Source organism: Levilactobacillus yonginensis (genome assembly GCF_003946265.1).
Classification (GTDB): Bacteria; Bacillota; Bacilli; order Lactobacillales; family Lactobacillaceae; genus Levilactobacillus; species Levilactobacillus yonginensis.
Map to the genome: position 1 here is coordinate 72,699 of NZ_RHNO01000004.1, position 14,986 is coordinate 87,684.

Genomic DNA, 14,986 nt, shown 5'->3' on the forward strand with positions numbered 1-14,986 from the left:
CAATTGGTCCCTCCTAGCTCTTGGGTTCGACCCGCAACATCTGATCAGCAATTGATTCAGCGAATGGCATATCATGGGTGACCACGATTTGGGTCATGCCTTCTTGTTTTAGATCTAAAATAATTTGTTCAACTTCCCGCCGCAGATCGGGGTCCAACGCAGAAGTTGGTTCGTCGTAACATAACAACTTAGGATGCATGGCCAGGGCCCGGACAATGGCGACCCGTTGCTTTTGTCCCCCAGACAATTCGTATGGGAATAAGTCGGCTTTCCCTTCCAAATTCAATTGTTTAAGCAACTGCCGGGCTTCTTTTTCTGCCTCAGCAGCAGACTTTTTCAAGACCATGGTTGGCGCTAATGTAACGTTCTGTAAAACCGTTAAATTGGGAAATAACTGGAAGTCTTGGAACACAACCCCAATGACGGCGTCGTTGTTCCGGTTCGTGGCTGGATCAAAGGCTTCGCCATCCAGTAGAAACGTCCCGGCATCCACCGTGGCTAATCCACTGATGCACCGGAGTAAGGTCGTCTTACCGGCTCCAGAAGGTCCAACAATCGTCAAAATCTGACCATCTGCAACAGTTAAGTTCACGTCATCAAGGATAGTCTTACCACCGAATTTTTTCGTAATTCCTTTAAGTTCTAACATGTTTGACCCATCCTTTCTTTAACGCCAATAACTATAGTGCTTTTCTAACCGTTTCAGGACCAACGTGCAAACCGCCGTCAGGAGTAAGTAGATGACCCCAACCAACAGCATTGGCAGCAACGTTACGTCGCGCGCCATGGCTACATTTCCGGCTCGTAATAAATCACCTAACCCGATAACGTAAACCAAAGATGAATCCTTAACCAAGTTGATAACTTCATTCCCAATGGATGGTAACACAATTTTAACCACTTGCGGAATAACGATTCGTCGTAACGTTTGCCAGTTCGTTAATCGCAGAACCCGGGCACTTTCGTACTGACCAACCGGAATGGCTTGTAACCCACCCCGAAAGATTTCAGCGAAGTACGCCGTGTAGTTCAAGATGAAGGCGAAGAGTGCTGCATCGTAACGCTGAAAGACGATGCCAACGATGGGAAGACCGTAAAAGACAAAAATTAATTGCAGTAACAATGGCGTTCCCCGCATTAACCAAACGTAAACGTTGATCAACCAAGTTAGGGGTTTAAAATTGGTCGTCATTCCTAGACCTACCAGAATTCCCAACGGAATTGAGATAATAATCGTCCAGAAGAAGATCGACAACGTCATTCCGGTCCCGGAAATCAGTGATGGTAAAATCTGTTCAACATAGTGCATAACAATTCTCCTCCTTTTGCCACAAAAAAAGCCCCTTGAGAAAATTTCTCAAGAGGGCGTTTGTACGCTGTGCCACCTCATGTTCTCGACGAAGCTCACGCCACGCCGACTCAACGAGTTGCCAGCACTGCTGAAGAAGAGTGGGATTAAAAAAGTCCCCTTAGGTCCGAAGACCTAAGAGGACGATAACATCGTGGTTCCACCTCTGTTTGTCGTTCTATCACTAAAACGACCTCAGCGAGTTGCAAGCAACTCCAGCGATAACGGGCTACCCCGAACCATCCTACTTGTTTCAGACGGTCAACTCACAGATGTGGTTCGACCAACTAAGACCACCCGTTTCCATCTACCGGGCTTTCTGTCGTCTCTTAGTCAGTCTACTCTTCCGTTCAAAGTTTTTTATTTCATTGCCAATATAGTACGAGTTTTTTGACTCACCGTCAACCCCTAATTTCTAGCCGCGGTGAAACCAACTGCTGACTCGGTGCCAAAAACCAGTAGATTCCTGATCCTCGATCTTCATCAGTGGCACGGTTTGACCTTCCAACCGACGGGCCACGTTACGATAACCCTGAGAAGCTGGATTGTCAGTCTGCATCACGATTGGTTCACCCTTGTTAGACGTGGTGATCACCGCATCATCATCAAAGATGATCCCCAATAACTCGATACCAAGGTGATGGGTAATTTCATCAATATCCATCATCGACCCGTCCTGCATCATATTCCGGCGAATCCGGTTGATCAATAAACGTGGTGCTTCAGTCAATGGATGTTGTTCTAACAGACCCACGACCCGGTCGGCATCCCGTACGGCGGAAATTTCTGGCGTCGTCACAACAATGGCAGCGTCAGCACCCGCAACGGCATTCATGAACCCTTGCTCGATTCCGGCTGGACAGTCAATTAAAACGTAATCGTATTCAGGTTTTAATTCATCAACAATTTCTTTGACTTGTTCGGGATCTAAGGCCGTCTTGTCCGTGTTCTGAGCAGCTGGCAACAAGTACAGCTTGTCATCGAAGCGCTTGTCCTTGACCAGCGCTTGCGGCAACTTAGCGCGGCCCTCAGCAACGTCCACAATATCATAAATAATGCGGTTATCGAGGCCTAAGACCACGTCCAGGTTCCGGAGACCAATATCCAAATCCATCAGGCAGACCCGTTTGCCCATTAAGGCTAAGGCCGTTCCGATGTTGGCACTCGTGGTTGTTTTCCCAACACCACCCTTACCGGAGGTGATAACAATTGCTTTTCCCATATCTAAATTCCTCCAATCTGGTTATACAACTTTGGATTAATCTTCTTAAGTTGGCCCAACTTGCCATACGACAAGACGTGTAAGTCGTTGACGTACGCAATAGTCTGACCAGAATCAGTCAACTGATCTGGTTCAATAATATCAAATTGTTCTGCGATTCGAACCTGTTGGGCTGATTGAAGATTCCCCATAATCAGCTTGGATTCGTCATCGGGGTACCCTGCTTGGAGAATACCCATAACGTCCCCCATTGAAAAGATATTACCCGTTGTAACCAGCTTACCGCCTTCATGAATGGTTCCTAGGAACAGGATGTCCCCCTTCATGTTGACCTCTTGCCCATTACGAATAATCTTACTCAACAAATGAACATTGTCCCGTTCTTTCAATTGCAACGCGTCGTCAATCGTCATGACGTTCGCTGAAATCTTATGAATTTCGAAGCGTGGATAGTTGGCCACGAGCTGCTCGATACGGGTTCGTTCATCGGCAGTCAGAATGCGATCTTCCGTCAACACGTCCAAAGACACCTTGGACGATGCCAACGCCTGCGGATCAACCTTCAGATTTTCTAATAATGCTTTTAAGTCAACCAGGATTTGGTCTAAACTCGCTGATTGCTTGAGCACCAAATCATAGCCGTTTTGTGTTCCACGTAATACGGCAGCTTGCATAGCTTTCGTTCCCTCCACACCTATCTTAGCCAATTATACACCCAACGAATCGGGAAATATAAAAGGACAAACATTGCTAAGTTAAAGGCCAACGTTGGCCCTAACGTATTCACCAAAAAGGTGCTCCCCGCCATGTCATTCAAATGAATGGCACGACTGGCCACGTAACCTAGCGCTTCTACAACGGTAATATCAATAAAGTAGATCAACAAACCGCTTAAAAAGTTAGGCCGAATGTAGGCGACCATTAACCGGGTCAGGTAAATAACTACGGGGAAAATGAAGATATAAATCCCAAAGATTCCCGTATAGTACAAGTCAAAAATTGCCCCGGCAACAGCCGCCCACCGAGCCAGCGGCATCTCAAATGCAGATGAATCAGCCTCAAAAATAGCACCACACACTAGCCATAGAACCACTAAGTGGCTAACCATAGCCGTTGGTGCTCGAAACATGTGCACACTAAACACTTGACTAATAGCCCCGTCGATCAACAGCATCAAGAATAAACCTACGGGAAAGCCAAAGCGTAACTTGGATAATCGATACACGATTGGTTCCCCCCTACTGTTTCGTGACGGCAACCGTCACAATGTTCAGGTCGCTCAGATCAGTAGCGGGTGTGATGTACAGCTTAGTAGACAGACCGTAGTCATCCCCACTGGCCTTCGCCACTTTACCAACATACAAACCCTTTGGCGTGACGCCGCCGAGGCCGCTGGTAACGACCTTATCACCCTTGTTAATTTTGGCTTTCGTGGTGATATTGTTCATGGTAATCTGACCAGTTGTGGACTTGTAACCACTCAAGACACCGTTAACGGTGCTACCGGACTTAGTCGTAATCTGAACGGCAAATCGGTTGGCCGTATCGTTATTATCCGTAATCAACTCGACCTTAGAATTCGTCTTGTTAACTTCAGCAACTCGACCAATCAGTCCTGATCCAGACATAACTGGCATATTCTTCACAATCCCTGCGGATGAGCCTTTGTTGATCACCACTTGGTTTTGCCAAGAAGATGGCGTCCGCGTGATTACTGACGCTGTCACGGCTGAATAGTCCGTCAATGAGCTATTCAATGAAATCTCTTTTTTGAGTTGTTTGTTTTCTTTAGCTAACGTCTGATCACGCACCTTGGTCTGGGCGAGCTCACTGACTTGTTTCTTCAATTGCTGGTTTTCTTGGTACGTATTCAGTAACTCTGACAGTGAACTGACAGAACCACTGAGACCGTTAGTTGGGATGGCGACGACGCGGTCCACAAAGCCAACAATATCGTTACCGAATTGTTGAACCAATGGTGGCGTGGACTTCTTATTCCGAATGGTTACGGATACCGTCATCAAGGCAAAGCTAACAATCACGCAGACAATGATGATGACCAGTCGCCGATTGAAAGAAAATTTCTGCATGTTTGACCTCCATCTGATTCGGTATGTTGGTAATTAGCATACCGTCACAATAAAGAAGCGGGAAGCTGCCTTCCCGCTAGTCCCTATTTTTTCTTCATGACATCGATACTCTTTAATGATTCACCAGTACCAGCAGCAACACAATCCAATGGATCGGTGGCAATGGATACCGGAACCTTCGTGGCATCAGCGATTACTTCAGATAAGTTCTTCAGCAAAGCGCCCCCACCAGTTAAGACGATTCCATGATCGATGACGTCAGCAGCAATTTCTGGCGACGTTTCTTCCAAGGTTTCCTTGATAGCGGTAATGACATCCTGAACGGGTTCTTGGATGGCCTTAGCCACATCAACGGCAGATACTTCAACACCCTTAGGTAAACCGGTAATCAGGTCACGACCTCGAATCGTCGTTCCTTCAATGTTTTCAGCATCTTCAACTGAAGCGGAACCAATGTCCATCTTCAGCTTTTCAGCAGTCCGTTCACCAATTAACAGGTTGAAGTTGGCCCGAACGTACGTCGCAATGGCGTCGTCCAGCTTATCACCGGCAACTCGGATTGAACGACTGGAAACAATTCCGCCTAGGGAAATCGTTGCCACGTCGGTCGTTCCACCACCCATGTCAACAACCATGCTCCCGGTTGGGTCCATGACGGGCAAGCCGGCACCAATAGCTGCAGCAAATGGTTCTTCGATGACGTAAGCGTCACGAGCACCAGCAACACGGGTTGCGTCAATGACGGCCCGCTTTTCTACTTCCGTTACACCACTCGGTACACAGACCATGACGTAAGGCTTACCACTAGATTTACCAACCGTTTTTTCGATGAAGTACTTCATCATGGCAACGGTCGTATCATAATCAGCAATAACCCCATCTTTCATGGGCCGAATGGCAACAATACTAGCCGGCGTACGGCCGATCATTGCGCGAGCGTCTTCACCAACGGACACAATTTCCCCAGACTTTGTGTTCTTGGCGACAACAGAAGGTTCGCGAAGAACGATTCCTTTACCGTCAACGTATACAATTGTATTGGCGGTACCAAGATCGATCCCAATATTTTTCGTTCCTAATCCGAACACTGTGTTTCATCCCTTCATTGTCAACAAAATTATTAATGGATTTTTGTCTTATTCATTGATAGACGTATTATAACATACCTATCTACGTGAGAACACGTCGTCAAGATTAAGAATACCGAACTTTTAACGAGAAAGAAATACTTAAAAGTGATTTTAATCAGTTTTTAAAGGTTCTGAGATACTTTGGTCCATTTCAACCGGTAACTGGCCGTTTTCGCGGAGGCTAAAATAGCTACTCAGGCCCACCACGAAGCCATCCAGTAGTGGTACACCCATCAATTGGCCGCACTTAGCCAAACGGTTCATAAATGCCAAGTCATTCTCCGATGGCGTCGCGTTTCCGCTAGGATGATTATGGGCGACTACCAAGGCAGCCGCACCAGTCACTAGTGCGACCCGAAAGATTTCACGGGGATGCACGGGACAGCTGTCCAGCGTGCCCCGAAACACCGTTTGCCGATCAATAATCTGGTGTTTGGCATCTAACGCTAAAACCTCCAGTTGTTCCTGTGGTAAGAACCGCAGGTCATCCATCAAGGCCTGACCAATCTGACTACTGGCCTGAACTGCGCCCAAGATCTCACGGGGGGCACGCTGCGACCAGCGGCCCAGGGCCAACGCCTGCAAGAAGGCCTGCCGCTGAGTCTGTCCGCCTACATAAGCCTGACATTGTCGTTGGCTAGCATAACGCAGGCGCGCGACCGTTTGGAAATACCGGAAGAAGCGATCACATTCCCGAACATCGGCCAAACCTAAAGTGGCTAGTACGCGACTGACCATCTGCCGTTCATTCTTAACCGTTACCTGACACCGTTGCATTCTCTCATCCCCTTACAGATTAGCTCCGTAAGAAAACCTGATTTACACGTCGGTCCCTTTAAAGTATTGCCGCACTTCTGAAATAAAGTAGAGCGATCCCGTCAACAAGAGTAAATCTTCCGCCGACATTGTATTCAGAGCCAACTTCAGCCCCGCTGCCCAGTCTGACGCGACCGTTATCCGGTCGTGGTTGGCAACTGCTTCCTCCAATTCAAGCGGTGTGGCGGCCTGCCGTTTACCGGGGCCTTGGAACTGCGTCAAAATCAAGTGCACGTTGGGCACAGCTAGTAGCGTTTGCACCATTTGCTGATACTGTTTGTCAGCTAATACGGCCAATACAATATACACGTCATTGGTCGCAAAATGTTGGCGCAACAGCCGGGCCATTTCGACCATTGCTGGTTCATTGTGCGCCCCATCGATGGCAATCAAGGGTTGTTCGTTCAGCCGTTCAAACCGGCCCGGCCAAGACGTATGTTGCAGTCCCTGTCGCACCGTGGCAGCAGTCACTGGCAACTGCCGTAACGCATGGTAGGTCAGGTAAGCGGTTAGCGCCGTGGCTGCATTATCGATTTGGTACTGGCCTAGCAGGTCGACTTGCAAATGTTGCCAGCGGGTCGTGCCAAATTCATAGGCAAACCGCTCGCCCCACGCCGACTCTGGTTGGTTCTGGACCGTAAAGTCCCGACCCAAAGCCGTCACCTGCGTTTCCTGACGTTGCGCCGTCTCATCCATCACCGCCAGAGCATCAGGCGTTAAGCGGCCACAAATCACGGGGACGTTTTCCTTGATGATTCCCGCCTTTTGCGTCGCAATCTTGGGGATGGTGTCCCCTAATATTTTCATATGATCTAACCCAATCGTAGTGATGACCGACACGGCTGGCGTAATGATGTTCGTGGAGTCATAGAGGCCACCTAATCCAACTTCAACCACAACTAAATCCACCGGATGCTGCGCAAAATAGCAAAACATCAGTGCCGTATCAATCTCGAATTCCGTAGGCCCCTGATCACCCAATTCAGCATCCAGCTTAGCGACCACTGGTTCAATCTGATTGACCGTAGCTAATAGCGCTGAATCACTGATAGGGACGCCGTTCGTACTGATTCGTTCATTGAACCGGGTAATGAATGGCGACGTAAACGTGCCCACCGTTTGCCCGTCCGCCATGAACAAATCTCGTAAAAAGGCCACCGTGGACCCCTTCCCGTTTGTCCCAGCGACGTGAATCATTTCTAACTTAGCTTGTGGATCACCAAGTAGCCGCATAAACTCACGCATCCGTGTCAACGTGGGCTTCTTTTTAAACCGATCACGACCATGAATAAATTGTAAAGCTTCGGCGTACGTCTTCACCAAATTTAAAACCTCCCGATTTGTCACTGCCCTCCAGTTTAGCAGATTTCCCTTGAAAAAGAACGCCAGCTTACCAGTCAATTTATGGTCAAACTTGGCGGTCCGGTATTTTCTGCCAATGATTCAGTTGCCAACCTGGCCCTAACGATTGTCAGATAGTTAAGTCACCTCACTAATCGTTGACTATCCACGAAAATTAGTCGAACCGGGTGACAAATCCGACGCCGATTTCGTTAATTTAAGTAGACACTCCTCACAACACCAAAAAACGATGTGGTCCCCCATCAGAGGAATCACATCGTCATCAAACCTTATTCACCGGCCAAAGCCGATTCAAGATGTTTTAAAGTTGTGCTTTAATGTCAGCTAAACGTTGTTGCGTTGCAGCTAACTTCTTTTCGTTATCAGCTTGTTTTTCACGTTCGGCGTTCACCACGTCTTCTGGCGCGTTGGCCACAAAGCGTTCGTTGCCTAATTTCTTAGTAGCCCGGTCAACTTCTGCCGTAAACTTAGCAACTTCCTTATCCAACCGCGCAGCTTCATCGTTTAAATCAACCAGTTCGGCTAACGGTACGGAAACTTCAGCATCGGTGATCACGGAAGTCATCGACAGCTTTGGTGCAACCAGGTCGGCCCCAATTGCAAAGTCCTTAGGATGAACGAACCGGTCAATGTAATCACGGTTATTCTCGAAGACACTTTGTAATTGGGCGTTCTGTGTCTTGATTTGCAGGTCAATTGGTGTAGACATTGGGGCGTTGGCTTCTGCCCGAATGTTCCGCACAGCCTTGATCAAGTCAATCAGACTGGTCATGTCAGCTTCTGCCGTTGGATTGTCAAATTCTGGATGGTCGACTGGGTAAGCCGCCGTTACCAGAGAATGGCCTTCGTGTGGCATTGCTTGCCAAATGGCTTCAGTCACAAATGGCATGATTGGTTGTAACAGACGCAGAGTCTGATCCAGCACGTAAGCCAACAGGTCCTGCTTAGGCCCCTTTGCGGCTTCGTCATCACCAGTCAAGACTTCCTTACTCATTTCGATATACCAGTCACAGAAGTCGTTCCAGATGAAGTTGTAAAGGGCCCGGCCAGCTTCACCGAATTCGAACTTGTCGAACATTTCGGTGACGTGCTTAACGGTGTCGTTCAACCGACTCAAAATCCATTTGTCAGTTAAATCCCATTGACTCGCATCAGGGACAACCGGCTTCGTGTTGTCACCTAAGTTCATGATAACGTAACGGCTGGCGTTCCAAATCTTGTTGATGAAGTTCCAGGAAGCATCCATCTTCTTGTAACTGAACCGAACATCTTGGCCCGCGGTCGACCCAGTAGACAGGAACCACCGTAAAGCATCGGCCCCGTACTTGTCGATGACGTCCATTGGATCGATTCCGTTACCCAGGGACTTACTCATCTTGCGACCCTCTTCATCCCGAATCAAGCCGTGTAGCAAGACGTGTTTGAACGGCTTCTTACCCGTAAATTCAAGACTTTGGAAGATCATCCGGGAAACCCAGAAGAAGATGATATCGTAACCAGTAACTAACGTGTCCGTTGGGAAGTAGCGCTTAAAGTCGGCACTATTTTCATCTGGCCAACCCATCGTAGAAAATGGCCACAGGGCACTAGAGAACCAAGTATCCAAAACATCGGGATCTTGTTCCCAGTTTTCGGGATCCTTAGGTGCCTGTTCGTCAACGTAAACTTCACCAGTCTTCTTGTTGTACCAGGCTGGGATCCGGTGACCCCACCAGAGTTGCCGTGAGATAACCCAATCATGGACGTTTTCCATCCATTGCGTAAAGGTATGTTCGAACCGTTCTGGTACGAAGTCTACGGCGTTGTCGCCTTCTTGATTCTTGATGGCAGCTTCAGCCAATGGCTTCATCTTCACGAACCATTGTGTGGAAAGCCGTGCTTCAACCTGAACCCCAGTCCGTTCTGAGTGACCAACGGAATGGACGATTGGGTCAACTTTGATCAAGACACCCTCTTCGTCCAAATCGGCAACCATGGCCTTCCGTGCTTCAAACCGATCCATACCTTCATACTTGCCAGCACGGGCGTTCATCGTTGCGTCTTCGTTCATGGTGTTGATTCGTTCCAGGTTATGCCGATTCCCAACTAAGAAGTCATTAGGGTCGTGGGCTGGCGTAATTTTAACCATCCCAGTTCCAAAATCGATGTCTACATATTGGTCAGCAATGATTGGAATATTGCGGTGAGCCAGTGGTAAGACCACTTCCTTGCCCACGAGTTCTTTGTACCGGTCATCATCGGGGTTCACGGCAACGGCCGTATCACCCATCATCGTTTCAGGACGGGTCGTCGCAATTTCAATGTAATGCTTGCCGTTAAAGGTGAAGTCAGGATCAGCAAATGGGTACTTCACGTGGTAGAACGCACCCTTGTCATCCTTATGGATCACTTCAATGTCGGACAATGCCGTCCGTGCTTGGGGATCCCAGTTGATGATGTATTCCCCACGGTAGATTAAGCCCTTCTTGTAGAGGGTCACGAAGACCTTCTTAACAGCATCTGAAAGACCATCGTCCAACGTAAACCGTTCACGAGAGTAGTCCATGGAAAGACCCATCTTGGCCCATTGCTTGTGGATGGTAGCGGCATATTCGTCCTTCCATTCCCAAACCTTGTCCACAAATTTTTCCCGACCTAAGTCGTAACGCGTAATACCTTGTTCGCGTAACCGGGCTTCCACCTTGGCTTGTGTGGCGATACCGGCGTGGTCCATCCCTGGAATCCAGAGCGTATCAAAGCCTTGCATCCGCTTCTGCCGGATGATCATATCTTGTAGCGTGGTGTCCCAAGCGTGCCCCAAATGGAGCTTCCCAGTCACATTAGGTGGTGGGAGAACGATTGAGTAAGGTTTCGCCTTCTTGTCGCCGCTAGGCTTGAAGACGTCTTCGTCTAACCAAGACTGGTAACGGCCGGCTTCAACGGCTGTTGGGTCGTACTTGGTTGGCATGTCGATTTGCTTGTCTGCCAATGAAATCAATTCCTTTCTGATTTGACGTTAGTGGATGGACGCAAAAAAATCTCCGTCCTAAACAATTAGGACGAAGATTCTTCGCGGTACCACCTAAATTGGGCGTTCATGCCCCACTTAACATCGTTGTTAACGGAGAGTGCTCCGGAACAGGCCTACTTCATTTCAGTCTGTCAGCTCACAAGCTACGTTCACGTGAACCAAGCGACCGGTTTCCAGCATCCCCGGCTCTCTAGACAACTTCGTTCTCGTTACTGACTTGTTCTTAGCTATTCTTAGATAGTCTACTCAACTTTTCCCTAAACGTCAACTCGGGGAACTAATTTTTCGAGGGCATCGATAGCTTCCAGGTAGTCTGGCTCGTCACTCTGTTCAGTGACCACTTGCCGGTAAAAGATCTTACCCGTGTCATCAATGATCCAGATGGACCGTGCCAAATTCCCTAGGTTAGGAACGTACAGACCCATTTCGTAACCGAATGATAACTCTTCATCGGATAACAGGTCGACGTTTTCAACACCCTGAGCAGCACACCAGCCGGTTTGCTCTGCGATTGAATTGTTAGAAATCGTACAGAACCGCGCTGCTGGATAATGGTCCGCCTGCTGGGTAAACTTCCGCGTTTGTAGCGTGCAAACTGGCGTGTCGAGGTCGGGAACAACGCTGATCAAAGTAACTTTGCCAATCAAGTTAGCCGTTTTTACTTTCGTGTTTTCCTGATCAAATACTTTAAATTTAGGTAACTGATCCCCCACTTCTGGTAACGTGCCAGAGAGAGAAAATGTATCGCCGAGTCGTGTAACTTCCACGCAGATCAACCCCTTCAAGTTGTTTATCGGCCCTATGCCGATTGGTTGGTTCAATTATCACGCAACATAGGGGGTCCTGACAAGCGTTTTGATATAAAATCACGAAAAACTCAAGTTAAAGACAAATCGGTTATACTCCGGCGCTCAGAGATTCCGCCTGCTGTGGGGAACGCCTCCGGCCTGAAAAGCGGTCCTTCGGCTCGGTTTGAAGCCTGGAAAAACCACCAGTCTCCAAACTCGTCCCACGCTGTAAGCCGAAAATCGGCTAACACCGTCGACACAGCTGGCTCCACCTCTGACCACCTCCGGTTAAACAGGTTCTTGGAGAATAAGCTAACTTACATGCCTGAATGACAGAACTTACTCAGTATTATTGGCGCGCCACCAGGTAGCCGAGAGTGAGTCACATTTGGACTCAGCCGTGGGATTTTCAAGTAATCTTCTTGAAAATGGCGACTTGGAGACGTGCTTTGCGGCTTCAAGCGAAGGACAAGACCGCTTTTTGGCTTGTCCCGTCCTGCCCACCGCGTTCCAGTCCAAATTTGGCGAACGGTAAGGCGGAAATTTCCCACTATGTCTGACTACCCCCCAACCCTTGTTGTATCAAGCACACTAGGTTGCCTAATTTATACGCAACTATTGTTATTACAACAAACCTAACTGGTATTTAACGTCCTATTTTTCAGACAAAAAAGGCGGCCGAGAGTTGCTCTCAACCGCCTGGTGTCACACACTCATATTAAAGTAATTCTGCAAAAACGTCTTCGTTTTGATTCAGGTAGTTATCCCCTGGTCGAATCTCTGTAACGGTGATGCCATCGAGTGCTTCCTTCATCAAGCCTTCTACGTCAATAAAGCTTTCAAACCGCCGAGACTTTTCCAAGTCAGGGTGAGTCTTAGGTGCCGGCGGCGTGAAGATTGTACAGCAGTCTTCATATGGCAGGATGGACAGGTCATAAGTGTCGATATCCTCGGCAACCTTGATGATTTCCGTCTTATCCATTGACAACAGTGGCCGTAGAATTGGCATCGAGGTCACATCGTTAATAGCCGCCATGCTTTCCAAAGTTTGGGAGGCAACTTGCCCCAGAGATTCTCCGTTGAAGATTCCCTTAGCGTGCCGCTTTTCAGCAATTGCTGCCGTCAACCGGAGCATTAAGCGCCGTTGAACCGTCATCAGGTAACCTTCAGGAACTTGTTCCTTGATGGTTTCTTGAATCTTGGTGAACGGTACCTGGATGAATTGAATGCCACCAGAATACCCAGCTAACCGTGCCGTCAATTCCTTAGCCTTAGCCAAGGCTTGTTCCGACGTGTAAGGCGGACTGAAGAAGTGAACCATGTCGATTTTGACCCCACGACGCAATGCGTAGTAGGAAGCCACTGGTGAGTCGATCCCACCAGACAACATCATTACGGCCTTGCCACCGGTTCCAACGGGCAGCCCTCCGGCTCCATGGATCGTTTGGCCGGAAAGAAAGACCCCGTTTACCCGAACTTCAACTCGGAGTTCTAAGTCAGGGTGCTTCATCTTAACCACTAGGTCAGGAAAAGCATCCAGCAAGGTATCACCCAAAAGTTCATTCAGCTGGTACGTATCGTATGGAAATTCCTTGTCCTGTCGCCGTGTATTGATCTTAAAGGTCATTCCTGGCTGGTAGTTTTCCTTCAGCATGGCAATGGCTGCAGCCTTGACGGCCGTAATATCCTTCTCGACCTTCACAGAAGGTGAAAAGTTTTCAATCCCAAAAACCCCTTTTAAGCGAGCCATAACGGCTGTTGAATCCGCACCGTTTAGGGTAACGTGTAACCGGTCATGTTGTGCACTGATATCTAAGTCGTCAAACTTACTCAGAGCTTTGCGAACGTTGTGGCCAAGTTGCTTGATAAAGTCTTTCTTGTTCTTTCCCTTCGTCGACAACTCGCCGTAACGAACCATAATCTCGCTGTATTCCATGGCGCGACCCCTTTCGTTAATTAGCTTAATTTTGCAAATTGTGTGTAAAGTTCATCAAAGACTTGATTGAACTTTTCGGCTTCGGCCATCGTATTGTGTTCGTCCAGAGAAATCCGGATGGCACTCGTAGCGATACCGTCGTCAATCTTCATAGCCTTCAATGTACTGGATTCCATGTGCTTCTTAGATGAGCAAGCACTCGTCGTAGAAATATAGATTTCATGTTGTTCAAATGCGTGCACGATGGTCTCTCCTCGAACCCCTGCTATGGCAAAGCACAGAATGTGCGGTGCAAACAGTGGCGACTCCTTCGAGAAAATCGTTACGTTGGGGAACTTTTCGACGTGATGGAGAATCGCTAAGCGAATCTCGCGTTGGAGTTTAACCTTTTCATCCTCATCGTCCAGTAATAGCCGCAAAGCTTTTGCCATTGCAACAATCGCGGGGAGGTTTTCAGTTCCGGAACGTAAATCCCGTTCCTGTCCCCCACCAGTCATGAGTGGCGCAATCTTTCGGCCTTGACGCTTGTACATGAACCCAATCCCACGTGGCGCATGAAATTTATGACCAGAGAAGGTCACAAAGTCCACTCGGTCGTTGAAAATATGGTCCATCAGTCCCTTACCAATTCCTTGGACGGCATCGATATGCCAATGAATCCGAGGGAAGTCGCGCATCACAGCAGCGATTTCATCTAGTGGTTGAATGGCCCCAATTTCATTGTTCACGGCCATTGTGGATACCAGAATCGTTGATGGCCGAATGGCAGCCCGCAAGTCTTCGGCGGACACACGACCATTCTCATCAACTGGCAAGTAAGTCACATCAAAGCCCAGCGTTTCCAGCTGTGCCATGGTGTTGTAAACGGCTGGATGTTCAACCTCGGTCGTAATCAAATGGTTCCCAAATTCGCGTTTAGCGATGGCCGTCCCTTTGATGACCCAGTTGTCACCCTCAGTCCCGCCACTGGTGAATAGAATCTCACTCAGCTTGGCACCGACGAGGTCAGCAATCTGTTGTCGTGACTGTTCAAGCAGATTGAAAGCCTGTTCACCAACGTTGTGTAGGCTTGATGGGTTACCCCAGAAACGTTCACTGACCTTGGCGTAAGTATCAACGACTTCAGGCGCTGCCTTGGTCGTTGCACTGTTATCAAAATAAATCATACTGAACCCTCTTATCTTTTTCTATTGGTTCGACTCCGATAGAAATTCTTTTTCATTATAAACACAAATGCAACCAACCACAAGCTTTTCACGCCGGGCAAATAAATGAAAAGGCTTA

Annotated in this window: 13 protein-coding genes and 2 other annotated features; all 13 genes read right to left on the reverse strand. The window is 48.3% G+C overall.

Features of this window, described 5'->3' with window-relative positions; genetic code table 11:
• Positions 1–13: 13 nt before the first annotated feature.
• Entirely contained in the window at positions 14–649 is a 636-nt protein-coding gene (locus EKM87_RS03325) for an amino acid ABC transporter ATP-binding protein (RefSeq protein ID WP_125681833.1), read from the reverse strand.
• A gap of 18 nt (positions 650–667) precedes the next feature.
• A complete protein-coding gene (locus tag EKM87_RS03330; RefSeq protein ID WP_125681834.1) occupies positions 668–1,309 on the reverse strand; it encodes an amino acid ABC transporter permease in 642 nt (213 codons plus the stop codon).
• A gap of 175 nt (positions 1,310–1,484) precedes the next feature.
• Positions 1,485–1,711: a binding site (T-box leader), on the reverse strand.
• A gap of 52 nt (positions 1,712–1,763) precedes the next feature.
• Positions 1,764–2,570, reverse strand: coding sequence for a septum site-determining protein MinD (gene minD, locus EKM87_RS03335; protein ID WP_125681836.1), 807 nt, complete (start codon positions 2,568–2,570; stop codon positions 1,764–1,766).
• Positions 2,571–2,572: 2 nt separating this feature from the next.
• The gene (locus EKM87_RS03340) at positions 2,573–3,244 is read right to left on the reverse strand and encodes a septum site-determining protein MinC (protein WP_125681838.1); all 672 of its coding nucleotides are present in this window, start codon (positions 3,242–3,244) and stop codon (positions 2,573–2,575) included.
• 20 nt (positions 3,245–3,264) lie between these two features.
• The gene (gene mreD / locus EKM87_RS03345; protein WP_125681840.1) at positions 3,265–3,795 is read right to left on the reverse strand and encodes a rod shape-determining protein MreD; all 531 of its coding nucleotides are present in this window, start codon (positions 3,793–3,795) and stop codon (positions 3,265–3,267) included.
• Between the two features lie 13 nt (positions 3,796–3,808).
• A complete protein-coding gene (gene mreC, locus EKM87_RS03350; protein WP_125681841.1) occupies positions 3,809–4,660 on the reverse strand; it encodes a rod shape-determining protein MreC in 852 nt (283 codons plus the stop codon).
• 83 nt (positions 4,661–4,743) lie between these two features.
• Positions 4,744–5,748: a rod shape-determining protein gene (locus EKM87_RS03355; RefSeq protein ID WP_125681843.1), complete on the reverse strand. Its 1,005-nt coding sequence runs from the start codon at positions 5,746–5,748 to the stop codon at positions 4,744–4,746.
• Positions 5,749–5,901: 153 nt separating this feature from the next.
• The gene (radC, locus tag EKM87_RS03360) at positions 5,902–6,567 is read right to left on the reverse strand and encodes a RadC family protein (RefSeq protein WP_125681846.1); all 666 of its coding nucleotides are present in this window, start codon (positions 6,565–6,567) and stop codon (positions 5,902–5,904) included.
• A 42-nt stretch (positions 6,568–6,609) separates the two neighbouring features.
• The gene (locus tag EKM87_RS03365) at positions 6,610–7,929 is read right to left on the reverse strand and encodes a bifunctional folylpolyglutamate synthase/dihydrofolate synthase (protein WP_125681848.1); all 1,320 of its coding nucleotides are present in this window, start codon (positions 7,927–7,929) and stop codon (positions 6,610–6,612) included.
• Between the two features lie 340 nt (positions 7,930–8,269).
• Complete coding sequence (locus EKM87_RS03370; RefSeq protein ID WP_125682014.1) at positions 8,270–10,915, reverse strand: valine--tRNA ligase; 2,646 nt, start codon at positions 10,913–10,915, stop codon at positions 8,270–8,272.
• Positions 10,916–10,999: 84 nt separating this feature from the next.
• Positions 11,000–11,212 (reverse strand) — a binding site (T-box leader).
• A 23-nt stretch (positions 11,213–11,235) separates the two neighbouring features.
• The gene (locus tag EKM87_RS03375; RefSeq protein ID WP_125681850.1) at positions 11,236–11,745 is read right to left on the reverse strand and encodes a thiol peroxidase; all 510 of its coding nucleotides are present in this window, start codon (positions 11,743–11,745) and stop codon (positions 11,236–11,238) included.
• Positions 11,746–12,484: 739 nt separating this feature from the next.
• Positions 12,485–13,702, reverse strand: a complete 1,218-nt coding sequence (gene thiI, locus EKM87_RS03380; RefSeq protein WP_125681852.1) for a tRNA uracil 4-sulfurtransferase ThiI — start codon at positions 13,700–13,702, stop codon at positions 12,485–12,487.
• A gap of 20 nt (positions 13,703–13,722) precedes the next feature.
• Entirely contained in the window at positions 13,723–14,868 is a 1,146-nt protein-coding gene (locus tag EKM87_RS03385) for a cysteine desulfurase family protein (RefSeq protein ID WP_125681854.1), read from the reverse strand.
• Between the last annotated feature and the right edge of the window lie 118 nt (positions 14,869–14,986).

Coding starts and splice junctions, on each gene's coding strand:
- EKM87_RS03385 (WP_125681854.1), bottom strand. CDS start 14,868: ATGATTTATTTTGATAACAGTGCAACGACCAAGGCAGCGCCTGAAGTC.
- radC (WP_125681846.1), bottom strand. CDS start 6,567: ATGCAACGGTGTCAGGTAACGGTTAAGAATGAACGGCAGATGGTCAGT.
- EKM87_RS03370 (WP_125682014.1), bottom strand. CDS start 10,915: ATGCCAACCAAGTACGACCCAACAGCCGTTGAAGCCGGCCGTTACCAG.
- EKM87_RS03325 (WP_125681833.1), bottom strand. CDS start 649: ATGTTAGAACTTAAAGGAATTACGAAAAAATTCGGTGGTAAGACTATC.
- EKM87_RS03340 (WP_125681838.1), bottom strand. CDS start 3,244: ATGCAAGCTGCCGTATTACGTGGAACACAAAACGGCTATGATTTGGTG.
- thiI (WP_125681852.1), bottom strand. CDS start 13,702: ATGGAATACAGCGAGATTATGGTTCGTTACGGCGAGTTGTCGACGAAG.
- minD (WP_125681836.1), bottom strand. CDS start 2,570: ATGGGAAAAGCAATTGTTATCACCTCCGGTAAGGGTGGTGTTGGGAAA.
- EKM87_RS03330 (WP_125681834.1), bottom strand. CDS start 1,309: ATGCACTATGTTGAACAGATTTTACCATCACTGATTTCCGGGACCGGA.
- mreC (WP_125681841.1), bottom strand. CDS start 4,660: ATGCAGAAATTTTCTTTCAATCGGCGACTGGTCATCATCATTGTCTGC.